The organism is Clostridiales bacterium FE2011 (assembly GCA_017569305.1).
Taxonomy (GTDB): domain Bacteria; phylum Bacillota; class Clostridia; order Christensenellales; family Aristaeellaceae; genus Aristaeella.
Window position 1 is genome coordinate 900,519 of the sequence record CP069418.1, and the last position, 25,519, is coordinate 926,037.

The following is a 25,519-nucleotide window of genomic DNA, read 5'->3' on the forward strand; positions in this document are numbered from 1 at the left end:
CATGAGCAGAGATGTGAATAACAAGTACTGGGATAAGGAACTGGAAACCATGCCCCGTGAGGAGCTTGAAAAGAAGCAGCTGGAGGATCTGAAGGAGATTGTGCAGTTCGCCTACGATCATGCCCCCTACTACAAAAGATCCTTTGATGCGGCAGGAGTGAAGCCCTCCGACATCAAAACCTTAAAGGACATTCAGAAGTTCCCCTTCATCGACAAGCGGACCCAGCGTGACACCCAGGGCGTCGGTTCCTTCCTTGGTGAACTGTGCGCCGTACCGGAAGAAGACGTAGTCTTCATTTCCACCTCCTCCGGCTCCACCGGTGTTCCGACCATGAGTCCCTTCACCAAGAAGGACTTTGATGAGTTCCAGGAAACGGAAAGCCGCTGGTTCTGGCAGGTGGGTATGCGTCCCAGCGACCGCTATGTCCATGCGCTGAACTTCTCCCTGTATGTCGGCGGCCCGGACGTCATCGGCGCCCAGAACCTCGGTGCGCTGTGCATCTGGGGCGGCACGCTGCCCAGCGAACGCCTGCTCTACGTGCTGAAAACCTATCAGCCCACCGTTATCTGGACCAGTCCTTCCTATGCCTGGCAACTGGGTGAAAAGGCGCTCAAGAGCGGCATTGATCCCAAGAAGGACCTGAACATCAAGAAGATCATTGTGGCCGGTGAGCTTGGCGGCTCCATTGAAGCGACGCGCCATGCCATTGAGGAACTCTGGGGTGCTGAGGTTTATGACTTCTACGGCCTCTCTGACATCTTCGGTGCCTGCGCAGCCATGTGCGAAGCCAAGAACGGCCTGCACATTGCAGAAAACCATATCCTGGTGGAGACAGTTGATATCCATACCGGCGAAGTGCTGGAGCCCGGCCAGGTCGGCGAACTTGTTTTCACCACGCTGCGCAAGCATGCCCGTCCCCTGATCCGTTTCCGCACCGGTGATATCGGCTGGATCGACACCACGCCCTGCTCCTGCGGCAGAACGCATGGCCGGATCCACATCAACGGCCGGAAGGATGACATGTTCATCGTTTCCGCCGTCAATGTCTTCCCGAGCGATATCGAAGCGGTCATCCGCGACCTGCACGGCATCACCGGTGAATACCTGATCCGTGTATTCGAGAAGGACTTCACCTGCAAGTACTCCGTGGAAATTGAAAAGAATTCTGACAATCCCGCGTCCGATGACGCCGTCGCGGCTGAAGTATCCGCCGCGCTGAAGGCGCGCATCGGCGTGAAACCCGCCCAGGTGGTTGTCCATCCGGACGGCGGCCTGAATACACGCAGCGAACACAAATCCAAGCGTATCATCGACGAACGCAACCTGAGCTATGATATCTGACCGGGAGGAATAACCATTATGCCGCAGCTGTCAAGAAGAACGGAAACCTTTACTGACTCAGTCATCCGCCGTATGACGCGGGTATCCCTGAAATACGGTGCGGTGAATCTGTCCCAGGGGTTCCCGGATTTTGAGCCGCCCAGGGAAATCCTGGACCGCCTTGCAGAAGTCTCCCGGGAGGATTTCCATCAGTATTCCATCACCTGGGGTGCCCAGAACTTCCGGGAAGCCCTGGCGGAAAAACAGTCGAGGCTGATGGGCAGGACGATCGATCCGAACAGCGAAATCGTCGTCACCTGCGGCAGTACGGAAGCCATGATGGCAGCCATGATGACGATTGCCAATCCGGGAGATAAGGTCATCGTCTTCTCCCCGTTCTATGAGAACTACGGTGCGGACGCAATTCTCTCCGGTGCCGAGCCGATCTATGTGCCGCTGTATCCTCCGGATTTCGGTTTCAAAGCGGACGAACTGGAAGCAGCCTTCCGCCAGAAACCAAAGGCACTGATCCTCTGCAATCCTTCCAATCCCTGCGGCAAGGTGTTCACCTATGAGGAACTGAAGCTCATCGCGGACCTGGCGGCAAAATACGACACCTTTGTCATCACGGACGAAGTATATGAGCATATCGTCTATGCGCCCAGCAAACATGTCTATTTTGCTTCACTGCCGGGAATGTGGGAACGGACAATCTCCTGCTCTTCCCTTTCCAAGACCTATTCGATTACCGGATGGCGTCTGGGATACATCATCGCCCCGCCGGAAATCATCGACGTGGCCCGGAAAGTCCATGACTTCCTGACCGTCGGTGCGGCAGCACCGCTGCAGGAAGCCGCCGTGACCGGTCTTCGTTTTGGCGACGAATACTATGCCGATCTGGCTGCGAAATATACAGCCAAGCGCAATCTGTTCCTCAAGGGACTGGATGACCTGCACATCGCGCATACGGTTCCGCAGGGCGCCTATTACATCCTGCTGGATATCTCTGAATTCGGTTTTGAAAGCGACCTGGAATTCTGCGAGGTCCTGGCAAGGGATGTAGGGGTCGGCGCCGTTCCCGGATCCAGCTTCTTCCGGGAACCGGTCAATCACCTGATCCGCCTGCACTTTGCCAAGCGTGATGAAACGCTGTATGACGCGTTGAACCGCCTGGAAGACCTGAGGAAAAAAATCCCCGTAAGGCGATAATGAAAAGGCACGCTCGGCGTGCCTTTTTTATTGCACACTTTTCCGGATTCACCGGCCGGTATCCGTTGCAAACCTTTTCACCGAAAGAAAACAATGCCGGTTGTTGAGAAGCAATGATTTACATGGTAAAATTCGAATTATCACTTCAAGGCAATAGTATTGAATGCATGAATCCCGTCCCCGGGAAGATGCGCAGAATAATGAGGAGGTATCATTTATGTTTGGACGCAGACCGGATGGAAGACGCCTGAAGAAACAGGACCCTATTGTGCAGATGACCCCTTATCTGATGCCGATGCGCTGTGACGCGCAGGTGTTTCTGGAGCACAAGGCAGACTTTGAGAAGCTGAGCCGGTATATCGTGGACAAAGCCAGGGAGGGGCAGAAGATCACCTTCATGCAGATCCTGGTGGCCGCCTATGTCCGGGCGATCAGCAAAAATCCGGAAGTGAACCGGTTCATTTTCAACAAGCAGTATTATATCCGGAACAACTGTTCCGTCTCCTATACCGTGCTGAAGGATCCCCAGGATCACAACAGCAACGAGACCACCGTGCGCATTCTCTTTGACCTGACGGATACGGTCTTTGATGTCCGTGACCGGATGAATGCCGCGGTGGAACAGAGCCGTGCCACAGAGGACGGGGATTTCGTGATCCGGCTGGCCAGTGCGCTCCTGTCCATTCCCGGCCTTGCCACGCTGGTTGTCGGCCTCGTGAAACTGCTGGACAAATACGGGATCGCGCCGCCCGTGCTGATCCGGGAGCTGCCCTTCTACAGCGGCATGTTTATCACCAATAACGGATCCATCGGCTTGCATCATCCCCTGCATCACATCTATAATTTCGGTGACGTGAGTCTTTTCATCGGCATGGGCAGCGTCCAGAAGGAAGCCTTTGTGGAGCCGGACGGAAAGACCAGGATGCGCCGCTGGCTGCCGCTGGGCATCACCGCCGATGAGCGGGTCTGCTCCGGCGCGCATTACGCCGCCTTCTTCGCTGAGGTGATCCGCCTGCTGGACAATCCGGAAGAACTGGAAACCCCGCCGCAGGAAGTGCGCTTTGAGCAGGGCGTGGAGTATCACGTACCAAAGATTTCAGAACAGAAATGAGACATTGATTGTGAACGAAAACCGACAGGAAAGGAAAAAGAAGACAGTCTGGACAGCGTTGTTTGTCCTGATCAATATAGCGGTCATCGCCGCCACCGCGGTCAATGAGTTTTCAGGGACCACTGCCGGAACTTTTCAGTTTGGCTTCACGAAGCGGGCCCTTTTCTTCCTGGGGTGTACCGGGCTTTGCCTGGTTGTGCTGCTGTGTGCGGAAACCCTGAAGTATCTGCTGATGATGAAGTCCCTCGGGGAACCGGTTTCTGTCCGCATCGCGTTTGAGACGGCCGCCCTCGGAAAATACTATGACTGCATCACGCCTTCCGGGGCCGGCGGACAGCCCTTCCAGATTCTCTGGCTCCACAGGCACGGATATTCAGACGGGGCTTCCTCCGCAATGACAATCAGCGCCTATATCACCATGCAGGCCGGTTTCATTCTGCTGGCGCTGGGCGTCTTCATCTCCCACCGTTCCGTGGAGCTGGACGCCATCCGCTATACGGCTTATTTCGGCTTGCTGCTCTTTTCCCTCATTCCCTGCCTGCTGGCTTCGTTTTCCTTCATGCCGAAGACCGTCAGACGCATCATCACCGCCGTCATCCGCCTGTGCGGCCGGCTGCGTCTGGTCAAAAAGCCGGAGGAATCCACGCAGCAGGTCCTGGGCATGCTGGACAGTTATCACACCAGCTTCTCGGTGATTGCAAAGAACAAGGTCATGCTGTGCCTCCTGCTGGTCCTGTCCCTGATCTACCGGATTGCCCTTTGCAGTATGCCCTACTTTGTGCTGAAAATGTTCGGTGCCTCTGTCAGTTTCCTCCATATTTTTGCCTCCACCATCTATATTTATGCCGCAATCTGCCTGGTGCCCACACCGGGCAATGCAGGCGCGGCGGAAGGCGCATTCTATCTTGTCTTCTCCGCCATGGGATCTGACGGTGTGTTCTGGGCCATGCTGATCTGGCGGATTTTCTGCTATTATTCCTTTATTGTCATCGGTGCCGGAATTTACGGGGTCAACGCGATCCGCGGAAGACGGGCCCGGGGAGGAAAAAAGGATGAATGATCTTCAGGCGCTGCGCCCGGTGGAGTTTATTGATAACTATTTCCCGGTGATCGACGGTGTGACGGAAACCGTCCATGAATATGCCCGGCATATGGAGAACGCCACCGTGGTCTGCCCGGCTATGGAAAGCCATTACCTGGAAAAGCACAGTTTCCCTTATCCGCTGCTCACGTCCATGACCTTCCGGGTTCCCTTTTCCCGCTATGCCAGTGCGGTTCCGAAGATGGACCGTGAGCTGGAGGCGGGAATCGCGAAAGCAAATCCGGATATCTTCCATATCCACAGTCCTTCCCTGCTTGGCAAGTATGCGGTTTCCCTGGGAAAGAAAAAGAAGATTCCCGTTGTGGCAACCTTCCATTCCAAGTATTATGACGCGATCCTGGAATTCACAAAGAGCCGGGCCATCGCGAAAATGGTCACGAACCAGATCGTGAAGGTTTTTGAAAGCTGTGACGAGGTCTGGGCCTGTTCGGAGGAAACCGGTGAAACGCTCCGCTCCTATGGTTATACCAAACCCTATCATGTTATGCCTAACGGAACGGACGTATCCGTTCCCGAAAACGCGCAGGAGCTGAAAGAAAAAGCCGCTTCCCGTTTTCAGCTGCCGCAGGACAAACATGTCCTGTTGTTTGTCGGCCAGCAGATCTGGTATAAAAACCAGCGCCTGATCCTGGATACTTTCCGGCTCCTCTGTGATCAGAGCAACGATTGGTTCCTGGTCATGGTCGGTACCGGAAAGGATGAACAGGATATAGAGCGCTACGCTGCTTCCCTGAACCTGACGGATCATATCCGTTTCACCGGCCAGGTGAAGGACCGGGATCTGCTCAGGGGCATCTACCTGAACGCGGATCTGCTGTTCTTCCCCTCCGTGTTCGACAACGCGCCCCTCGTTCTGCGGGAAGCCGCGGTCCTGGCCGTTCCAACGCTGGCGACCGAGGGTTCCAATGCTGCCGGGGCAATCCGGAAGAATTTCAGCGGCTTCACTGCCGCCGCCGATCCGCAGGCCATGCACGACGAGCTGGTCCGGATCTTTACCGAAGAGGACGTTAAAAAGATCGGTCAGAATGCCCGGGAAACCATTCCCCTTTCCTGGGAAAAGCTCATCCCGATGGTGCTCGACCGGTATCAGACGGTCATCGACCGGTATGAAAGGACAAGGTGAGGATCATGACAGAAGAAACCAGGAATCCGGAACAGGAAAAGCAGCCAAAGGACCGGAGTGAACTGATCCGCACAATCAAATTTGTGTTGTTTTCCATCTCTGCCGGTGTCATTGAGATCGGCGTATTCACCGTTCTTTATGAGCTGCTGCACTGGGAATACTGGGTAGCCTATCTCATCGCGCTTGTTCTCTCCGTGGTCTGGAACTTTACCCTGAACCGCGAGTTCACTTTCCGTTCCGCCAACAACGTTCCCATCGCCATGCTGAAGGTCGCGGCCTATTACGCGGTCTTTACCCCCGTGACCACGATCCTGGGCAACTACCTCGAAGGCACCTGCGGCTGGAACGGTATGCTCGTCACGATCATGAACATGCTGCTCAACTTCGTCACGGAATACCTGTATGACCGGTTTGTTGTCTTCGGGAAGTCCATTGATACAAACAGCCGTGCGCAGGCGCAGGCACAATCAAAGTCGGAAGGAAATGAATGATCATGCCGTCACAGTCCCCCCTGCTGTATCGCCTGATTCGCCGGGTGATATGGCTGTTATCCCCCAAATACAAGCTTTACGGCACGGAAAATCTTCCGCCTGAGCCCTGTATAATCGTCGGCAACCATTGTCAGATGTACGGCCCCATCGCTGCCGAGCTTCATCTGACCCGGCCGCATTATATCTGGTGCATCGGGGAAATGATGAACCGGAAGGAAGTTCCGGCATACGCTTTCCAGGATTTCTGGTCCATGAAGCCCCGCCGGTGGCATTGGTTCTACCGCCTGCTCAGCCACCTGATTGCGCCGCTTGCGGATTATATTTTCAACCATGCCCATACGATTCCGGTATATCATGACACCCGGGTCATGACCACCTTCCGCCAGTCGGTGGACCGCCTGAAGGAAGGCGCGGATGTTGTCCTCTTCCCCGAAAAGAATGAACCGTATAACGGAATCCTCTGGCAGTTCCAGGAGCACTTTGCGGATCTGGCTAAGCTGTATTATCGCAGAACCGGAACAGCCGTCTGTTTTGTGCCGATGTATACCGCGCCGAGGCTCAGCAGCATCCGCTTCGGTGAACCTGTCCGGTATAATCCTGAGGCTGATGCCGCGGAGGAACGTCTCCGCATCTGCCGGGCCATGCAGGAATCCATCTCCGATCTGGCGTCCGCGCTGCCGCAGCATACCGTCATCCCCTACGTCAACATTCCGAAGAAACAGTATCCCCTGAATACAGACCGAAACTTCTGAATCACAAACCCCAGCCGGATCCGGCTGGGGTTTGTGGTTATACAGGATCATTCACTTTTTGGGGAAAACGGGCTGTCCGTTCACAGCGATGTCGCCCTCGATCGGAATCAGCAGATAGCTGCGGCCGTCAATCACCCGCGTTTCAAGGATATCCGCCTGTTTGGGATCCACCTTGATGGATACGCTGGGCAGGTCCACCTTGAACTGTTTGGGGGCAATCACATTCACGGCAGGAAGCGCCGCACCGGTGCCGAAGGTTTTATCAAATCCGTCCTGGAAGGCTTCAACCCGTTCCGGAGATACGCCGCCGTCAGTAAGAACCTTGGCAACGTCCTGCTTGGAAAGCAGCAGCGGCTCAGCGTCCTTGTCCTGCTCTTCAATCAGGGTGGAAACTACTTCATGCATCTCCTGAACCACGTCCAGGGAGCACTCCGTCCCTAGCGTCTGCGCCAGGAGAGACTGGAAGTTCTCCGTCTGCTCTGCGGCAGGCATCACTGCGTCAGCATTGAAGGAAGCTTTCAGGAATGCCTCATGGGCCTCTTTGCAGTCCTTGCTGAAGAAAAGCATGGTATTTACGTCCGCGGATCCGCCTTCGTACAGTGGGAAGAGGAATCCCATCACCGGCGTGCTGGCCAGCCACTCCGGTGCCCGCTCATGGAACATTCCGTCCGAGGGAACGTACCGCAGCGCCGGTTTATCCCGCTTTACAGGACAGACCGCGCAGAGGCAGTAGCTGAAAGAACGGTCGGAGTTCTCATAATCAATCTCATCGTTCACGTCCCGTTTCCGGACGTCCAGATCGTCGTGAAGCATCAGGATCAGCCAGTTCTCAGCATTCTGCGCGTCTTCCACAGACTGCATGTCAGGATGTTCCGCCCGGATGCCCGCGATCATTTTGGTGAAGAGCTCCTGCATTACGGCATCGTCTTTCATACCAGTATCCCGGACCTTCATCAGGAGGCTGATGCTTTCAGACGGCATGGCGATCGGATTCAGTGCCTGTCCAAGCTGACCGGAAAGCACCTTCTTGAAGATGGACATGAATTTGATATTTTCATTCTCATACAGGGTTGCCACAGGAACGGCAAAACTCGTGATCGGGTTTCCGATATAGTCAACATAGCAGCCGCAGATCAGGGAAGGGTGGCGCTTGTCCGGATTCAGCCTTCTTTTGATTTCAGCCAGGTCTCTTTGATTCATGAATTGTGTCCTTCCTGAAAGTATTATGGTTATGAAACCCGACCTCCCGCCCGGAGGTTCTTTCTGCTTGGCAGATCAATCAGAAGCCGGTCCCCTTCTTTGGGTTGCACCCATGGGAGGGGAGTGATCCGAGTGTCAGCCCTGTGGGCTGTCTGTCGAAGACAGAAACGAGGTGAACGAGTCAACCGAAAAGGAGGGCAAAGCTCGCTCCAAGAGCTTTGAACGACTATTGAGGTTGCGGAACTCGAGCCTCTGGCCCAGAGGTTCTGATCTGCCTCGCAGATCAATCAGAAGCCGGTCCCCTTTATGGGAACCGGCTTTTGGTGGCACCCACGGGAGGATTCGAACCTCTGGCCTGCCGCTTAGGAGGCGGCCGCTCTATCCGACTGAGCTACGTGGGCAAGACCTTGAAAAGTATAAGCTTCCGAGCCGCTTTTGTCAATCTCCTCCTGACTGTCATTACAGGCATCCGGGAATGCAGGTATACAATAAATCATGATTTTCATTCACATTCTTTTCTGTTACAATGTCAGCAAATACGGAAAGATACAGATTCCCTGGATATTCTTAAACAGGAACCGGAGGATAGCAAATGAACAGTATGAATCTTGATCGGGAGTGGACATTCCGGAAGGGGCTGCTGGATTCTGTCAGTCAGCTGAAATCAGATCCGGGAAAAGTGGTTAACCTGCCCCATGACGGCATGATCGGCACACCGGTGACGCCGGACGCTCCCGCCCGGTCGGATATGGGTTATTTTACCGGCGGACTGAGCAGCTATACCAAGTATGTTTCCATTCTCCGGGAATGGGAAAGCGGCTGCGTCGGCCTGCTGATTGACGGTGCGATGCTGAACGCTTCTGTGGAGGTCAACGGCTGCAAAGCCGCTCTGCAGCATTACGGCTACGTTCCGTTTTATGTGGATCTGACCGGGCTGGTGGAATACGGTGCGGAAAACCGGATCACAGTCAACGTGAACACAAGCATGCAGCCCAATTCCCGCTGGTACACCGGTTCCGGGTTGTACCGCGGCGTGAAACTGCTCCATGGACCGAAGGTGCACCTCGCTCCCGACGGCATCTACGCCTTCACCCGTGAAGTGGCGGATGGTCTGGCCTTCCTGGAGGTTCAGGCGGAGATCGTGAACGCCGCAGGTGAAAACCGTCTGGCAGAAGCCGAAGCCGTCCTGCTGGAGGAAGCCACCGGAAAACGTGTTGCCGGGGCAAAGCAGGTGATCCAGGTCAACGCCGGAGGAGCCGAAACCGCCCGGATCCGTTTCACTGTGGAAAATCCGAAGCTCTGGGATGCGGAAACCCCCAACCTGTACCGGATCAAAGTGCTGGTCCGGGATCTGGGCATCTTCCGCACACACCTGGAAAAGAATCCGGATCCTTCTGTGGACGAAGGCAGCGTCCTCTTTGGCATCCGGACGATCACCGCGGACGCCCGCCGCGGACTACAGATCAACGGAAAAACAGTAAAGCTCAGGGGCGGCTGCGTCCATCATGACAACGGCCTCCTGGGTTCGGTCTCCCTCTATGAAGCGGAAGCCCGGAAGATTCGGAAGCTGAAGGAAGTGGGCTTCAACGCCATCCGTACCGCTCATAACCCGCCCTCCGCGGCGCTGATTGAAGCCTGCGACCGGCTGGGCATGTATGTGTTTGACGAAGCGTTTGACGCCTGGGGAATCGCGAAGCGCGGAGGCGATTACAGCCAGTTCTTCGCGGACTGCTGGGAAAAGGACCTGACGGCCTTTGTACGGCGGGACCGTTCCCACCCCAGCGTGATCCTCTGGTCCACAGGCAATGAAATTCCGGAGCGGGGCGGACTGAACAACGGATACCTGCTGGCAGCCCGCCTGGCGGAAACCATCCGCCGGCTGGACGGTACCCGGCCGGTCAGTAACGGCATCTGTTCCCTGTGGAGCGGACTGGATGACAGGCTGGCGGAAGGCCAGAACCAGGCGCAGAACGCCGGGGACGAGCGGGAGCTCCTGTGGGAAAAGGTCACCGAACCCTTTGCAAGCAATCTGGACGTTGTCGGATATAACTACATGGAAAGCCTCTACGAGCAGGATCATGAGCTGTTCCCGGAAAGGGTCATCCTCGGCTCCGAAAACTTCCCGAAGGAAATCGGCTTCCACTGGCCCCTGGTGGAGAAGCTGCCCTATGTCATCGGCGAATTTACCTGGACCGCCTGGGACTACCTGGGTGAAGCCGGTATCGGGAAAGCAGTCCGCCTGCCCGCCGATGACCCGAAGATGAAGGAAGGCTGCTGGTCTCTGATGCCCCCGGACGCCTCCCCCTTCCCCTGGCGGACAGCCAATGACGCGGATTTCGACATCACCGGCGTCATGCTGCCCCAGGGCGCCTACCGCAGCGTGGTATGGGGCTGCCCGGAAACCTTCCTCTATTCCCGGCTGCCGGAGGATTTCGGCAAGGATGAACTGATCACCCCCTGGGGCTTCCCGGGACTGTTCTCCAGCTGGAACTATACCGGTTCTGAAGGAAAGCCCGTGGAAATCTCCGTTTTTTCCGCCGCGGAGGAAGTGGAGCTGTTCCTGAACGGCCAGTCCGTCGGCCGGAAGGCTGTTCCGCAGGAGGGGACAATGCCCCGCAGCGTCAACTTTGAAACAGCGTATCAGCCCGGCAGGCTGGAAGCCGTCAGCTACACCGGTGGTAAAGAAGTCAGCCGCGCCGTGCTGGAAACGACGGGAAGGCCGGCACGGATCCGTCTGACTACGGATCAAAAAGCGCTGCGCCCGGACGGCCACGATCTGGCCTTTGTGGAAATTGAACTTCTGGATCAGGAAGGACGCGTTGTGCCGGATGCGCAGATCGGCCTTTCCACAAGCATCTCAGGTCAGGGCTGGATGGCCGGATTCGGCACCGGTAATCCTGTGACGGCGGAAGACTATACGGATAAAATGACCGTGAGCTGGCACGGACGGGCCTTAGCCGTGCTCCGTTCCGGCTATGAAAGCGGTGAATTGACCCTCACGGTTTCGGCAAGGGATCTGCCGGAAGAGCGGATCAGTCTCCGCGTGGAAGAATAATCCCCTTGGGAAACAGAACAGCCTGCGATTAAATTCGCAGGCTGTTTCTTTATCCGTATCAGGAGATCCGGGTCAGCAGGTGCAGCGCCCCACGGAGCCAAACAGCTCCATCTTGTTCCTCACGACCTTCTTCATGGCTTCAATCTCATAGGGGATCAGTCCCATCATGGATGTTGCGCCTGCAGCCAGGCCTTCCTCAATACCAGCCTTTCCGGCTTTGTCGATATCTGTAAAGATATTGACCTTGCATATACCTCTCTGCACAGCTGTCCAGAAATCAGAATCAGACAGGCCGCTTCCGCCATGCAGCACAAGGGGCAGCCCGGTCTTTCCGGCAATCGTTTCAATGCGGTCAAAATCCAGTTTCGGCGGGAACTTGTAATCTCCGTGGGCATTGCCGACCGCAACAGCCAGGGAATCGATCCCGGTCCGGCTGACAAAATCCGCCGCGGTATCCGGATTGGTGAAGTAATCCTCCGGATTTTCCAGCTTTCCGGTTCCTTCGTTATCCCCTACATGGCCGAGTTCACCCTCCACGGTAACCCCTTTGGCATGACAGATCCGAACCATTTCCGCGACCTTATCAATGTTGACTTCATACGCCTCCGTTGAGCAGTCATACATTACGGAAGTAAATCCCAGTTCCAGTGCCTCCATACATTTTTCAAATGTCAGGCCGTGGTCATAGTGGACACAGACCGGAACAGATGCCTTCCGGGCCATGGGAATCAGGTATTCCGCTACCCGTTCCAGGGGCATGGCCGGCAGAAGGATCTCCGCAGTCCCGACCATCACCGGAGCCCGTAGTTCCTCTGCGGTTTCAATGATAGCCCGGGCCATCTCCACGTTCACTGCATTGAAGAATCCGACAGCATATTTCCCCTCTTTTGCCGGAATCAGCACGTCGTTCATATTTACCAGCATCCGTTTTCCCTCCTTACCAGCCTTTCCGGATTCTCTCTTCCAGTTCATCCAGCGGTTTTAGTCCGCTGAGCGTATCATAGGTTGTCACACAACAGGCGCCCTCCGCACAGGCCAGCGCCACGCACTCCGCCGGTTTCCTCCCGCTGAGTACCGCCGCCAGGAACGCCGCAATGCTGGTGTCTCCCGCACCGGCGCCGCTTCGTACAATATCCGCTTTGAAACAGGGTTGGAGCACAGTCCGGCTGCCCCACGCTTCCACGTCCAGTTCCAGCCGCGATCCAACCCTTTCCATGCATGTCCTGTCGGCAGTCCGGAGTAGCATACCGCTTGTTCCGCATTTGATCATAGCTGCCCGGCATCCCATCGAAAGCACTTTTTCCGCCAAAGGCAGGACTTCCGTTTCCAGGTCCAGGCCCTCTGTCATATCCCTGCCCCCGGCAGCCAGCCGGTCATACCGTTCCCTGTCCAGCATCCAGCAAAGCTCTTCAAAGCTCGGGACAAAGAAGTCAACATACGGCAGCACGCCGGACAGGATCTGCTCCCAGTCCGCCTGCCCTGCCGGAGTGCTTGGATCCACAGCTGCCAGATCCAGGCTGGTAGCAATCCCTTTATCTTTTATCCGCCGGAACAGGGCAATCAATTCCGCCCCGTCGTTTTCCCAGGTTCGGCGCATCAGCGGCGGATAGCCGAAGTGAAACAGTGCTGCGTCCTCCAGGGCTTCCTCCGGAATATCCGCGCCGGTAAAGGTATCATTTGCTCCCGGGCTGTGCAGGAAAACCCGGTCCTGACCGGGCACAGCCAGTACAACAGAATAGGATGTGGAGCTTTCCGGGTCAACCAGCAGTCCCCCTGCTCCGTATTGGGCCAGGATACTCCGGATCATCGTCCCGAAGGAATCATCTCCAACCTTGCCCATCAGCGTCACGTCACATCCCAGCATTTTCAGCGCCAGGCCTGTATTGGCCACACTGCCGCCGGTATGTACGTCTGCCGCCTCCGTCTGGATCAGCTTGCCGGGAACCAGCAGGGATGACAGGCTGTCATACTGTTTCCCTGCCGGAAAGACCGGCGTAATATCCAGGCAGATATGACCTGCGGCAATCACCTTTCTCATCTTTTACCTCCGCTTCCCGTCAGCGTGCGGGCGGATACTCATTGCACAACAGGCGATAGGGCGGTTCATCCTCCTCAATGGCAGGAAATCGTCCTACCGGTGTTTCAAAGCGGTTATCCGTTTCATCGTCATTGCACATGGAAACCTCGCCGATCAGGGCATAGTCATCTGCTTTCCCGACGGTGAATTCATGATAGCAGCCAGGATGCAGCGTCAGGCTCTCCCCCGGTGCAATCACAATTTCCTCCCCTGCTGGAACTGTATATATTCTCCCATCCCGGTGCACGGTCACAGGAGCCCTGCGGTCCGGCAGTTCGTCTGCTCCGGCGTTCCATAACCGGAATATCACATTTCCTCCGCCCCGGTTGATAATATCCTCCATTTTATGCCAGTGGAAATGGCAGGGGCAGGTCTGCCCGCCCCGCAGCATCATGATCTTCTCCGCATAGGGCTTCGGATATCTGTCCTCATGTGCGTTCCCGTTACGGAGTGTGATCAGGTAAAGCCCGCGGGAAAAGAAATCCCCGCTGCCGAAATCCGTCAGGTCCCATCCAAGAGCGTTGTCCCGTATTTCGTCATACTCACTGCCTTTTGTCAGCCACTCCTCCGGGGTAAATGACAAAAACGGCGGCAGCATAAAACAGTGTTCCTGCAGAACAGCTTCAAACTCCCTGATATGGGCATTGATCTCGGAGCGTTTCATCCGGTTCACATCCTTTCACTCGGATGCTCCTGTCTTCCTGAGACGGCAAAAGCCGCCTGCAGGACAGGACGGCTTTTGTCAGATGTACGATATACTCAGGATGCCTTCTTGCGGTTGCGCAGGAAGTCCATATACACAGCCGACAGGATAACGGCGCCCTTGATGATGTACTGCCAGTCGGAATTGACGCCCATCAGGTTCAGGCCGTTGTTCAGGATACCGATGATCAGCACACCGATCAAGGTTCCGCCCAGCTTGCCGGATCCGCCGGACATGGAGGTACCACCCACGACCACAGCCGCTATGGCGTCCATTTCCGCGCCGTCACCGGAGGTACAGGTTCCGGAGTACAGCCGGGATGCGATGGTGATACCGGCCAAGCCGGCCATCAGGCCGCTGAAGGAGTAAACAATCAGTTTAACCTTGGCGGTGTTGATCGCGGAGAATTTTGCTGCTGTATCGTTGCCGCCCACCGCATAAATGTGCCTTCCGATCCGGGACCGGTTCAGGAACAGCACCGCGACGACAAACACAATGAACATCGTGATCACCGGCGTCGGGATGCCCGCCACGTTGCCGGCGCCCAGGAACTTCCAGGCGTCTGTCATACAGCGGATCGGCTTGCCGCCCGAATACACGTAGGCAATACCCTTCGCGATGTTCATGGATGCCAGGGTCACGATAAAGGGCGGGATCTTTGTCCGGGCGATGATCGTGCCGTTCAGCAGGCCGAACAGCAGGCCGGACAGGATGGCAATCAGGATGCCCACAATTTCCGGCAGCCCGTGCCATACAACCGCCGCCGCACCCAGCACGCCGGACATGGCGATGATGGAACCCACGGAAAGGTCAATGCCGCCCAGGATGATGACCATCGTCATGCCGCAGGCCAGCATCAGGTTGGTGGCGCTCTGTCGCAGCACGTTGAAGATATTGTTGGTAGTCAGGAACGTGTTATGGGTTTTCGGATAAACATACAGGAACAGGATCATGGCGACCAGGGCCAGGATAATTCCCAGGTTGTCCTTCAGATACTTCTTAATGCCTTTCATGCTTTGGCCCCTCCTGCTGTCTCCAGGGTCGCGAGATGCATGATCGCTTCCTGGCTGACGTTTTCATAATCGATGCAGCCGGTGATCCGGCCGTCGTACATCACATAGACCCGGTCTGCCATATTGATGATCTCCGGCAGTTCCGAAGAAACCATAATAATGGCCACACCCTGTTTGGTCAGTTCATTCATAATCTCATAGATTTCCGCCTTGGCACCGACGTCCACGCCGCGGGTCGGCTCATCCAGGATCAGCACCTTCGGTTTCGTGGCAAGCCAGCGTCCGATCATGACCTTCTGCTGGTTTCCGCCGGACAGGTTGGAGACCCGCTGCTCATGGGAGGGGGTCTTCGTCTGCATTTTATCAATGAACTCCTGGGTGATCTCGTGTTCCCGTTTCTCGTTCACGCGCAGGTGATTGATGATTTCATGGAGCACCTCAATGGTGGTGTTGAAACTCACGGACTGAATATGGTAAAGCCCTTCCAGTTTCCGGTTTTCCGGCACCATGGCAATACCGTACTTCATTGCGTCCACCGCACTGGAGATATTCAGCTTTTTCCCTTCCAGGGTAATGGTTCCAGTAGCTGTATTTGTCAGGCCGAAGATGCACTGCATCGTCTCGCTGCGTCCGGCACCCACCAGTCCCGCGAAGCCGACGATCTCACCTTCCCGCACCTCGAATGAAACGTCATTCACCCGCTTGTGGTGCTTTTTGCCGTCATCGATATGCTCACACTTGAAGAAGACCGGCGTATTCTTGACGTGGTCGCGGGTATAATACTGGTCCAGCTCCCGGCCGACCATCATGGTGATCAGTTCATCCCGGGGAGTATCCGCAACCACGCGTGTGCCCACGTACATGCCGTCACGCAGTACTGTCACCCGGTCGCAGACCTCGTTCAGTTCACTCATCTTGTGACTGATGTAGATGATACCCACGCCCTGGGCCGCCAGATTACGCATGATTTCAAACAGCTGCGTAACCTCACGGTCGGAAATGGAGGAAGTAGGCTCATCCATGACCAGGATGCGGCAGTTAAAGGAAATAGCTTTGACAATTTCCACCATCTGCTGCTGCGCGATGGAAAGATCAAAGATTTCATCTGTTGCGTTGATTCCCAGGTCAAACTTGTCCAGCATTTCCTGTGCGGACGCTGCCATCCGCTTATAGTCCACGCCGAACTTTCCCATGGGTTCCCGGCCGAGGAAGATATTCTCCGCCACGGTCATATGCGGCACCAACACCAGTTCCTGGTGGATAATGGAAATGCCGTTGTCACGGGCAGCATTTACGCCGTCAATAACAACCTTCTTTCCGTCGATGCGGATCTCGCCTTCCTCCGCGATATAGATGCCGCCCAGCACCTTGATCAGCGTGGATTTGCCCGCACCGTTCTCACCCAGCAGCGCGTGGATCTCTCCGGCTTTCAGCTGAAACTCCACATTCTGCAGTGCCTTGACGCCCGGAAAGGATTTATAGATTCCTTTCATCTCGAGCAGGTATTCGCTCACAAAGTCTCACCACCGTTTTGCTTAGGATGTTCTGAGGGAAAGACCCGGATACATCCGGAAAAGGGCTTTGCTCAGATGGAACAAAGCCCTTCGTTTATCGCCGGGTCTTCCCCTTCAGAAAAGAGGCTGACTCAAAGGATCGGCTTTACTGGCTTACTGCCATCCGCCGTTGTTGTATTCAGCGATATTGTCAGAGTTAATCATGAAGGTCGCGATCGGATAACGGGCTTCCACAGTTTCGCCGGCCTTCCACTTGTAGTACAGTTCAGCGATGGTCTTGCCGATGGAGATCGGGGACTGAGCACCGGTACCGGTGACTTTGCCTTCCGCGATCAGGGCCTTGATGTCGGGAGAACCGTCAACGCCGTAGATCAGGGCCTTGGACTGAGCAGCTTCCGCAGCAGCGGCAGCACCCAGAGCGGTGGGGTCATTTCCGCCGAAGATGGCGACAGCGTCCGGATGGGCGATCAGGGCGTCGGTACCGTTCAGGTTGCCCTGTTCCTGGTTGCCCATGCAGTCCTTCTGGAAGACCACTTCAAAGCCCTTGCCGTCAATGGCTTCGAGGAAGCCGTTGGTGCGGTCCACAACAGACTGCATTGTGGGAGAATCCAGCACGATGATGGGGCCGCCGTCGGGCAGCTTGGCCACCAGGTCTTCACCGCAGACCTTACCGGCGTTGTAGTTGTCGGATCCGGCGTAGGTTACCAGGTAGGACATATCAGCCACTTCGGTATCAAAACCGAACATGGGGATGTTGGCTTCCTTCAGCTTATCCAGGCCGGCGATGATGCCGTCTTTGTCAACGGGGTTGACGAACATAGCCACAACACCGTTGGAGATCATATCTTCGATCTGGGCAATCTGTTTTTCATTGCTGTTCTGGGGATCCAGGGAAATCAGTTCATCGCCGTTGGCTTCCACAACCTCACGGATAGCGGCTTCCAGGGCAACGAAGAAAGGATTCGTACCATCCATACAGGTATAGCCGACCTTATCGGCCATAGCGGCGGCACAGCCCAGCGTCAGGGCGAGGGCCAAAATCAGGGCAACCAGTTTCTTCATAAAGAAACCTCCTTCTGGGGCAGATGCTTTCTGCCTGATATAAATTTGTTTGCGGATATACTGGTCCGCTTCTGATTATTATTGTAAGCATCCTGGAAAACAATGTCAACGAAATCGCCCTCCTGACAGAAGGTATAAAAAACGTATACCCTGTTCCCTGCTGAATCCGTCGGATCCCTTGATCGGATTGATCTTGACCGTCCTCACCTCCCGCCATTGGCACTGTTCGGGCACTCCGCAGTTGGATTATCGTTCACAAAGAATACTGTATCCAATATTTCGGGGCTGTTTTTGTTTTCTTTTTCCTTGTGTTTTCAGCCGTTCGTGATAAGATTGTATCCTGAATACTGTTAAGTCTGAAGGATCAGGCTGGATTGAAAAAGGCTGAGGATAACACAATGGCAGAGAAGGCATTGTATATACTCGCAGGGTATGATGACCGGACCGAAGAAATCCTGTCCGGCCTCCGGAACAAACTGTATGATCAGGGCTTTTCCGGCCTGCAGACCAAGGATATTCCTATGCATTTCACCATGGGTTCCTATGCGGTCGAACAGGAAGAGGAACTGAAAAACCGTCTGGGAAAAATTGCGGAAACGCACAGGACTTTCGATACAGCGTTTAATCACGTCGGACTCTTCCGTCTGCCGGAAAACGACGTCCTGTTTGTCGCCCCGGAAGTCAGCAGGGAGATGCTGGCCCTGAAGGATGAATTCAGCGATAACAGGGATCAGTTCAACTGGTCTCCCCATACCACCTTGCTGATCGATAAACCGGCTGTCATTCAGGAAGCAACCCAGTCTGTGCTGAAGGAATTCACATCCTTCAGCGGAAAGGTTGCAGTCCTGCATTTATACGAATTCTGGCCAACGAGGCATATCCTTTCCGTACGGCTTGCAGACTGATACAAAATGAACGGGACTGATGGATCATGGCATTTGAGAAAGCGAAAGCATACCTGGAAGGCTTCGGCCTGGGAGACAAAATCATTGTAACGGAGCACAGCAGCGCCACCGTCGCGGAAGCAGCGCAAGCCATCGGCTGCGAGGAAGCGATGATCGCGAAAACCCTTTCCTTCCTGCAGGAAGACCGGCCCGTGCTGATCCTGGCGGACGGCACCGCCCGCATTGATAACCGGAAGTATAAGGATCGTTTCGGATGCAAGGCAAGAATGATCCCGGGCGATCAGGTGGAGGCCCTCGTCGGTCACGCAATCGGCGGAGTCTGCCCCTTTGGTGCCAATGAGGGCGTCAGCGTCTATCTGGATGAAAGCCTGCGTCGGCATGAAATAGTCTATCCTGCCGTGGGCAATGATCACAGCGGCATAAAGCTGACCATTCCGGAACTGGAAAAGTGCAGCGGCTTCCTGGAATGGGTGGATGTCTGCAAGCAGCCGGAATAGTAACAGAATATCAGGCACAGAAAAAGCGCCGGGAGCTCGCAAGCACCCTGGCGCTTTTCCGTTTATCCGATCGGCAGGCAAACCTCTGTCACATATTCTTCCGGGTTTTGCGTCTGGGCCGGGCTCACATGATAAATATTGAACATAGGGCCGTTCGCTTCATACCCGTTCTCATTGATCCAGGACGCAACCGTGGCCATTGCGTCTCCCATCTGTTCATAGCTTCCCTTGATGATACAGCTGGCCACCTTGACTGCCGGAAGGGTTTTGAACTTTACGTGTTCCGTATCCTCATATTTCCCCTTCACGGTCATCCAGACCTTAATCTCCACATTTTCTTCCTTGTATTCCTTATCCAGGAACTCAGCCGCTGCCAGGCAGGGGTCAGCGGGGACCAGCGGCGTTTTGCACTCCGCCATCATGCCCCAGAGCATGCCCTCGTCCTCATAATGGGGAACCACCATCTGCACCGTGGCCGCGTATCTTTCCGGAATGGTTTTGATTGTAACGTCATATTTCATAGTCTGCTCCTTTCTCAGCCTTTTCCGGGCTGTTTCCAGAAGCATCAGTTTATACTCCGTCTCCTTTGAGAGTTCGGACAATTCCTTTTCCCTCGCAGCCAGGAACGCGTCCATTTTCTCCGGATCGTCGTGAACCTCCAGCATCCGGATAATATCTGCCAGTGCGAAACCCATGTCCTTCAGGGCATTGATCCTTCCGATGGTGAACAGCTGTTCCTCACGGTAATACCGGTATCCGGTAAAGTGATCAATCTCGGCGGGCTTCAGCAGTCCGATATCGTCATAGTGGCGGAGCATTCTGATGCTTACTCTGGACAGTTTTGAAAAATCTCCGATTTTAAGCATTGGGTTTACCCTCCATGGATGGTATTTCTGAGCTCGCCACTACTCTAATCTCTCACACAGTGTGAGAGTCAATAGCCCCGAAAAATTTTTTTTTGCAGTCTGAACAGTTCCCTCCTGTTCAGATTTCTGTTTATGATATCAATCAGGTAAAACGGCTGATACAGGTTGTATAGATCACATTAAAAAGAATGATCAGGGAAACAAGGAAGGCGCTTCCGTTATAGAGCCGCTGCTTCCATTCCTTGTCAATCTTCAGGATCTGCGCAAGGTAACCCGATCCGGCAAACATCAGCACAGGGAATATAAAGGGCAGGAAATACCTGTGCTGAATACCATTGACAAAGTTCAGGCCGACATCTGTAAAGGTTATATACAAGCAGAAGGCTATGATGCAGGTGCTGATGAATAACAGGAATAACCCCAGGATACGGATATGGGGCTTTCTTTCCAGTGGACGGTCACATGGTTTCTTGTCGGTCAAGGCCAGGATGACCAGCAAGGCGCAAAGAATTGTCCACCCGGAACCCGTCCCCTCATAACCAAAGGTTGTCAGCATCCCTGCACTGTTGGCCGGGTTAAAATACTCCTTCAGGGTGCTAAGCATAATCTGGAGGTAACGCAGCGGATTTGCCAGGATAAAACGGATCTGTTCCATAGGTTCTCCTGAGGAGCCGCCCCTCATATCCGTTACAATATTGCCCTGAAGCATTGGCAGGATATAGGGTACCAGGCTGATCAGCAAAACAACGTCTGAAAGAAGAAGGTACCTTTTCCTTGAAATGTATTGCCGGCGTTCCTCCACATCTTCCGCCCATTTGCCTTTAGGCATAATGGCTGTCAGCAATAAAACCGGAGCATAAAATGCTTTCGTCAGGAGGGCAATGGTCATGCTTCCCAGGATAACAAAAGCCTTTCGGTAAGTCAGCTTCTTCTCAGGCTCCTGCCATTCAGCAAAGTAATAGCTTAAGCCCAGAGACACAAAGGATATAACACCGTGATCATAGGAAAAAACCGACGCCAGGAAGACGTTTGTAGGGATCAGCAGTACGCAGGCCAGGATCATTTTGCCGCTCTTGAGCCGGCGGACAGCAAAGAAACCACATATGGCAGCGGTCAGCAGATTAAACAGCTTGGCAAAATACATGGTCCAGGGCCATGAAAGATGCATCAAGCGGCCCAGATACATACCGGCTGCGGGAAATATCTCATAGATACTGTTGAGCATCAATCCCTTATTCTCTGTCATCACAACGCCCAGATCATACTGCTGGTTCTGCAATTCCTGGGAGTATACCCGTTCGTCCCAGACAAAGGAATCATGATTACCCTCCATAAAGATAATCATCGCGTCCGGATTCGTGAGACGTTCTTCCCCCAAATAGGAATACAGATGAGTTTGTTCAAAATGATATTCCATGTCCCAGTTAACAGATAAATCATTGGGGAATAGGAACAGGATCATCCATCCGGAAAGCAGGCAGAACAGCACAAACAGCCGTTCAGGTTTTGCCGCAAGCGTTTTCGGAAAAGACAGGAGGGCGCCGGCAGCCAATCCCGCCAGGACGCAGAAAAGATGCTTTGGAATGTTAACCATTCCGAAAAACGCACCGGACACAAGCCACCTGATCAAAGCATAAGCTACAAAGCTTATCAGCAGGAACCTGCATATCCTGAGCAGGATCTTCCAGCGTTCTTCCCTGAGAAAAGAAACAGCCTGCCGATAAGATGCCGCCAGACGGCTGCCGGCATGGAACCAGCATAACACTGACAGGATAAAAAACAGTACCGGAATCAGAATGCTGATTCTCCACAGGCGCATTTGTTCCGGAACAGGAACCCTTTCTGTGACTTCCGCCTGGCATTTCACGGAGCGAATCGTCATTTTGTTATCCAGTTCAATTTTCAGGGCAGCATAATCATCCTCAGGAATCGTACCGGTCCAGATCACGGATTCCGGAACAGCCTGTATTTCAGTCACGTCTGTTTCGGAAAACTTTTCACCGTCTTTGGACCAATATACACGAATAGGGAAAGCAGAACGGATATGCTTTTTAGACTCAACCTGTAAAAAAGAAAGATGCTTAGCCGGCTGGAAACGAATTGTGACAACAGTTCCTTCTCCGCCGGTTTTCAGGCTGTCCCCGTCCAGTGTGGCGTTAACCAGCTCTGCCTGGGAAAAATCCAGGTATTCTGCTTCCTTAACCACCCTCGGCTCATTCTCATAGATCGGCGGCTGGGTTCGTATCTGAAGAAACTCCAGCAATACAGCCAGTAAAACACTGGCCAGCAGGAGTAATCCGATCCTGACAATATGCTTTTTGATCCAGTTGATACATCCTGATATCATTCCTGTGATCTCCCCTGTTTATTTTCGAATCCCCATGACTTTCTGTATTGTCCGGTCATCTGTGGCCGGATAAAACTTCCGGATCTGCTCCATAATCTGCTTCCAGGATGCTTCCGGGGATTCATTGCAGTCATTCACCGCGTCATAGCCCCATTTTGTTTCCGGAGTCATCAGTTCCGCCACATGCCATCCGTACGCTTCCCCGCGTTTGTTCCGTCTCTGCCGGAAGTCGCTCATGATCAGGAAGGTCTTCATCTGCAGTTCTGTCATGGCTCCCTCAAAGCCTTTTTCCAGCGCAGCCCGTCTTTTGATCTCGCAGGTCAGCAGTTCCAGCCCGACAGCGTTCTCATCCGGCTCCAGGATGTCCAGGATCCGCTTGCAGCGGCTGGTCATCTTGCCGTCTTCATACAAGCCCTCATAGTCGTACCCGTCCCGGCGGTAATTCGCGAAACGGGCGAACCACTCTTTGGAAACAAAGCCTGCTTTCCTGTCGAAAAACTTTCCGTAGGCTACAAAGGCATTGGGAGCCAGAACCTGCCGCCAGGCCCAGGGATCCTTCGCGGGATCCCCTATCCACCAGTCTTCCGCCGGTGTATGTTCCTCCACGGAAAAACCGGGGATATCATTGGAGAACAAAGGAAGAAAGCCGATTTTCAAAACCAGCTCCAGCAGGTCTTCCGGAGAACGCAGACAATCCTTGTCCGTGCGCCTGCAGCCTTTCATAATCCATTCACCGGCAATGGTATCCATGTTTTCTCCTTTGTCTTCTCCGTCAGTATTCAGTCCATTCTTACCACCGGCGTCCCCGCCCGTAGCAGCTGTCACAGATGCGATATGGCCAGTTCCACGGCAGATGCCGCTTGCAGGAAGGACAGGTCCGCTGCTGCAACTTCTGGGTGGACAGGATGTGTACGATTCCCTGGGAAATCAGGTCCTTGCGGCGCTGAATCTCCGACAGGAGATTATCCGGCTCCGGCAGGAACAGGCGGGTGTAGTTGTAGTACAGGTCGCAGCGGCGGTAATCCGCCTCCAGTCCGTCCAGCATCCGGATCGTGCAGCTTTCGGGTTCCACAATTTCCGGCATCTCCGGCATCACGTCAACATGTTCCCCGCGGCACTCCGCATGGTACATTGCCTTCCAGCGGAACAGCAGGTCCGGATCCTTTTCATCAAAGGGAATGCAGATGAACCTGTACAGCAGCCGCCGATCCGTCTTGGGCGTTTCCATCATCGCGGCCAGTTCCGCCATCCGGACCGTGGATGCCTTGGAGAAGCATCCCTTGTCCTGCATGCGGATCCACTGATCCAGGATACCGGTCAGCGGCAGAGGAATACCCAGCAGGGATTCCGGGAAGCCGATTACGCCTTCCGTCAACGGCAGCAGCGGCCGGGCCATCGCCCGTGCCACTTCCTGGCGGAAGCCGAAGGCGTTCACATAACCGATCTCATATTTCCCGTACCGGCCGGCGCGGCCGGCAATCTGTTTGATTTCCGAATCCGTCAGCAGCCGGGTAATATCGCCGTCATACTTTTCCGATTCCAGGAAAACCACCCGCTGAATCGGCAGGTTCATACCCATGGCAATGGCATCCGTGGATACCACAACCTCGGTATCGCCCCGGTGGAACCGGTCTGCCTGGTTGCGCCGCACGTCCGGCGGAAGGGCACCGTAAATCAGGGATACCTTGTATCCCCGCGTCTTCAGTTCCGCAGCCACCGCGTGTACCCGTGCCTTGGAGAAAACGATCAGTGCGTCTCCCGGCCGGACGGATGCAGGGAACTGGAAGCCTTCCTTTTCCACTTCCAGCGGAGTCATCCGCTCATGGCGGATGATGGTCAGCTCATCCCCGCAGTCTTCGATAATCCGTGTCAGCAGTGCTTCCGCGTCCGGGGAAGCACAGGCATGAATTTCATCCGCGCACAGTCCCAGGATCGCCGCCGTCCAGGCGCCGCCACGGTCCCTGTCGGCAATCATCTGGCACTCATCGATCACCGCCACGTCATAATGTGTCTGGAGATCCGCCATTTCCACCGTGGAGGACTGCACCCGGCTGAAGGGTACCCGGATCTGTTCCTCGCCTGTCACCAGCGAGCAGGGTACGTCCGCCAGGTTCAGTGCCTCAAACTGTTCCGCGGCCAGCAGCCTCAGCGGACCGAGATAAAGGCTGCAGCTGGCCGCCTGCAGCCGCTGGATACCTTCATAGGTCTTTCCGGAATTGGTAGGCCCCAGGTGCAGAAAGAAGTGCCTGCGCATCTGCCGGGCCAGCGGATACAGATCCCGGTAGTGCTCGGGAATCGCGTCCAGCAGTGCCGCCCGGATCCGTTTCTCCCGTTCATAGACAGCGTCCGCTTTCTTCTGCAGGCGGATCAGCGCCGCATTCTTTTCCAGCAGCCGACGAAGACGGTCTTTGGTAAATTTCTTGTCCAGCGCGTTGATCAGCAGCCTCGCACCCCGGTCCGCTTCCCGCCGTACGGCTGATGCCACCGTTTCCCCGGAGGGCAGCCGGACGTTCCGGCAGGCATTCAGTTCCGGGAAGGCTTTTCCGGCTTCCGCCCGCAGGTATCCCGCAAGCGAGCCCGGCTGGAAAGCCCGGTCCACCGCCTTGGGGGTCAGGCCGCCTGGAAAATACTTATCCATCACGCGGCGGACAACGGAACGCTCCTCATCGTCTTCCTTCAGCCGCGCACCGTGATCCCCGGTCCGCAGCCACAATACCACCCGGTTTTCCGCCCGGGTGGTCATCTGCCCCATGCCATCGTCAAACCAGCGCCGCAGATCTCCCTCCCGGATAATCCGCAGCGCCTCATATGCCTTTTCCAGTGATACCTTGCTCTTTTCAACTGTACGCAGGAATGCCAGATCTATTTTATGTCCGTCATGCAGTTCCGTGGCAATCAGCCCAGCCAGCCGCTCATATTCCGCCTGGTCACCGACCAGCACAAGTTCTCCCCGGAGCAGGCCCTGCCAGATCCTGTCCCGTCGCTGGAGTTGTCTTAATGTATTCAGAAATGCTTCGCTTTGCAGATAAGCTTCCTTTTCTGCAGGTTTCATGCTTCGGGTAATGACCCGCACCTTATTCAACGCATGCTGATACAGATACCGCTCCCGTTCAGGGCGCAGCGCCTGCACATACGCATTCAGCAGTTCGTAATTCATACTATCACAACGCA

The 25,519-nt window shown here is 54.9% G+C and carries 21 protein-coding genes and 1 tRNA gene; 10 read left to right on the top strand and 12 right to left on the bottom strand.

Annotation, left to right across the window (positions count from 1 at the left end; translation table 11 throughout):
- The first annotated feature begins 1 nt into the window (after position 1).
- From JRC49_04345 to JRC49_04375, 7 genes are all read left to right on the top strand, one after another.
- Entirely contained in the window at positions 2-1,342 is a 1,341-nt protein-coding gene (locus JRC49_04345; GenBank protein ID QTE72060.1) for a phenylacetate--CoA ligase, read from the top strand.
- A gap of 18 nt (positions 1,343-1,360) precedes the next feature.
- Entirely contained in the window at positions 1,361-2,530 is a 1,170-nt protein-coding gene (locus tag JRC49_04350; GenBank protein ID QTE72061.1) for an aminotransferase class I/II-fold pyridoxal phosphate-dependent enzyme, read from the top strand.
- 217 nt (positions 2,531-2,747) lie between these two features.
- Positions 2,748-3,641 (top strand): 2-oxo acid dehydrogenase subunit E2, encoded by an 894-nt coding sequence (locus tag JRC49_04355; protein ID QTE72062.1) that lies wholly within the window; start codon positions 2,748-2,750, stop codon positions 3,639-3,641.
- A gap of 10 nt (positions 3,642-3,651) precedes the next feature.
- Positions 3,652-4,701, top strand: coding sequence for a flippase-like domain-containing protein (locus JRC49_04360; protein QTE72063.1), 1,050 nt, complete (start codon positions 3,652-3,654; stop codon positions 4,699-4,701).
- A complete protein-coding gene (locus tag JRC49_04365) occupies positions 4,694-5,866 on the top strand; it encodes a glycosyltransferase (protein QTE72064.1) in 1,173 nt (390 codons plus the stop codon). The genes JRC49_04360 and JRC49_04365 overlap by 8 nt, the downstream gene beginning before the upstream one ends.
- Before the next feature lie 5 nt (positions 5,867-5,871).
- The gene (locus JRC49_04370) at positions 5,872-6,357 is read left to right on the top strand and encodes a GtrA family protein (GenBank protein QTE72065.1); all 486 of its coding nucleotides are present in this window, start codon (positions 5,872-5,874) and stop codon (positions 6,355-6,357) included.
- Between the two features lie 2 nt (positions 6,358-6,359).
- Positions 6,360-7,109, top strand: a complete 750-nt coding sequence (locus JRC49_04375) for a hypothetical protein (protein ID QTE72066.1) — start codon at positions 6,360-6,362, stop codon at positions 7,107-7,109.
- A gap of 51 nt (positions 7,110-7,160) precedes the next feature.
- Here JRC49_04375 and JRC49_04380 read toward each other — a convergent pair whose 3' ends face one another.
- Both JRC49_04380 and JRC49_04385 read right to left on the bottom strand, forming a co-directional pair.
- A complete protein-coding gene (locus tag JRC49_04380; GenBank protein QTE72067.1) occupies positions 7,161-8,309 on the bottom strand; it encodes a DUF4317 domain-containing protein in 1,149 nt (382 codons plus the stop codon).
- A 324-nt stretch (positions 8,310-8,633) separates the two neighbouring features.
- A tRNA-Arg gene (locus JRC49_04385) sits at positions 8,634-8,710 on the bottom strand.
- A 191-nt stretch (positions 8,711-8,901) separates the two neighbouring features.
- On the opposite strand from JRC49_04385, the gene JRC49_04390 reads away from it, so the two are divergent.
- Complete coding sequence (locus tag JRC49_04390; GenBank protein QTE72068.1) at positions 8,902-11,364, top strand: DUF4982 domain-containing protein; 2,463 nt, start codon at positions 8,902-8,904, stop codon at positions 11,362-11,364.
- Positions 11,365-11,436: 72 nt separating this feature from the next.
- Here JRC49_04390 and JRC49_04395 read toward each other — a convergent pair whose 3' ends face one another.
- The 6 genes from JRC49_04395 to JRC49_04420 all read right to left on the bottom strand — a co-directional run bounded on the left by JRC49_04395 (position 11,437) and on the right by JRC49_04420 (position 17,733).
- A complete protein-coding gene (locus JRC49_04395; protein ID QTE72069.1) occupies positions 11,437-12,288 on the bottom strand; it encodes a class II fructose-bisphosphate aldolase in 852 nt (283 codons plus the stop codon).
- A gap of 13 nt (positions 12,289-12,301) precedes the next feature.
- Positions 12,302-13,402 (bottom strand): carbohydrate kinase family protein, encoded by a 1,101-nt coding sequence (locus tag JRC49_04400; GenBank protein QTE72070.1) that lies wholly within the window; start codon positions 13,400-13,402, stop codon positions 12,302-12,304.
- A 19-nt stretch (positions 13,403-13,421) separates the two neighbouring features.
- The gene (locus JRC49_04405) at positions 13,422-14,105 is read right to left on the bottom strand and encodes a D-lyxose/D-mannose family sugar isomerase (GenBank protein QTE72071.1); all 684 of its coding nucleotides are present in this window, start codon (positions 14,103-14,105) and stop codon (positions 13,422-13,424) included.
- Positions 14,106-14,200: 95 nt separating this feature from the next.
- Positions 14,201-15,157, bottom strand: a complete 957-nt coding sequence (locus JRC49_04410) for an ABC transporter permease (GenBank protein ID QTE72072.1) — start codon at positions 15,155-15,157, stop codon at positions 14,201-14,203.
- Positions 15,154-16,650, bottom strand: a complete 1,497-nt coding sequence (locus JRC49_04415; protein QTE72791.1) for a sugar ABC transporter ATP-binding protein — start codon at positions 16,648-16,650, stop codon at positions 15,154-15,156. Before JRC49_04415 ends, JRC49_04410 begins: the two co-directional genes overlap by 4 nt.
- Before the next feature lie 174 nt (positions 16,651-16,824).
- Entirely contained in the window at positions 16,825-17,733 is a 909-nt protein-coding gene (locus JRC49_04420) for a substrate-binding domain-containing protein (protein ID QTE72073.1), read from the bottom strand.
- Positions 17,734-18,131: 398 nt separating this feature from the next.
- Between JRC49_04420 and JRC49_04425 the strand changes: the two genes are divergently transcribed.
- Together JRC49_04425 and JRC49_04430 are read left to right on the top strand one after the other, a co-directional pair.
- Entirely contained in the window at positions 18,132-18,638 is a 507-nt protein-coding gene (locus JRC49_04425; protein QTE72074.1) for a 2'-5' RNA ligase family protein, read from the top strand.
- A gap of 26 nt (positions 18,639-18,664) precedes the next feature.
- Positions 18,665-19,135 (top strand): YbaK/EbsC family protein, encoded by a 471-nt coding sequence (locus tag JRC49_04430; GenBank protein QTE72075.1) that lies wholly within the window; start codon positions 18,665-18,667, stop codon positions 19,133-19,135.
- Between the two features lie 62 nt (positions 19,136-19,197).
- Here the strand turns inward: JRC49_04430 and JRC49_04435 are convergent, their stop codons facing one another.
- The 4 genes from JRC49_04435 to JRC49_04450 form a co-directional block, all read right to left on the bottom strand.
- Positions 19,198-20,001: a MerR family transcriptional regulator gene (locus tag JRC49_04435; GenBank protein ID QTE72076.1), complete on the bottom strand. Its 804-nt coding sequence runs from the start codon at positions 19,999-20,001 to the stop codon at positions 19,198-19,200.
- A gap of 142 nt (positions 20,002-20,143) precedes the next feature.
- On the bottom strand, positions 20,144-22,348 hold the full coding sequence (locus JRC49_04440) for a DUF2142 domain-containing protein (protein ID QTE72077.1): 2,205 nt from the start codon (positions 22,346-22,348) through the stop codon (positions 20,144-20,146).
- 18 nt (positions 22,349-22,366) lie between these two features.
- Positions 22,367-23,173, bottom strand: coding sequence for a hypothetical protein (locus JRC49_04445; protein QTE72078.1), 807 nt, complete (start codon positions 23,171-23,173; stop codon positions 22,367-22,369).
- Positions 23,139-25,505, bottom strand: a complete 2,367-nt coding sequence (locus JRC49_04450) for a hypothetical protein (protein QTE72079.1) — start codon at positions 25,503-25,505, stop codon at positions 23,139-23,141. The genes JRC49_04445 and JRC49_04450 overlap by 35 nt, the downstream gene beginning before the upstream one ends.
- Between the last annotated feature and the right edge of the window lie 14 nt (positions 25,506-25,519).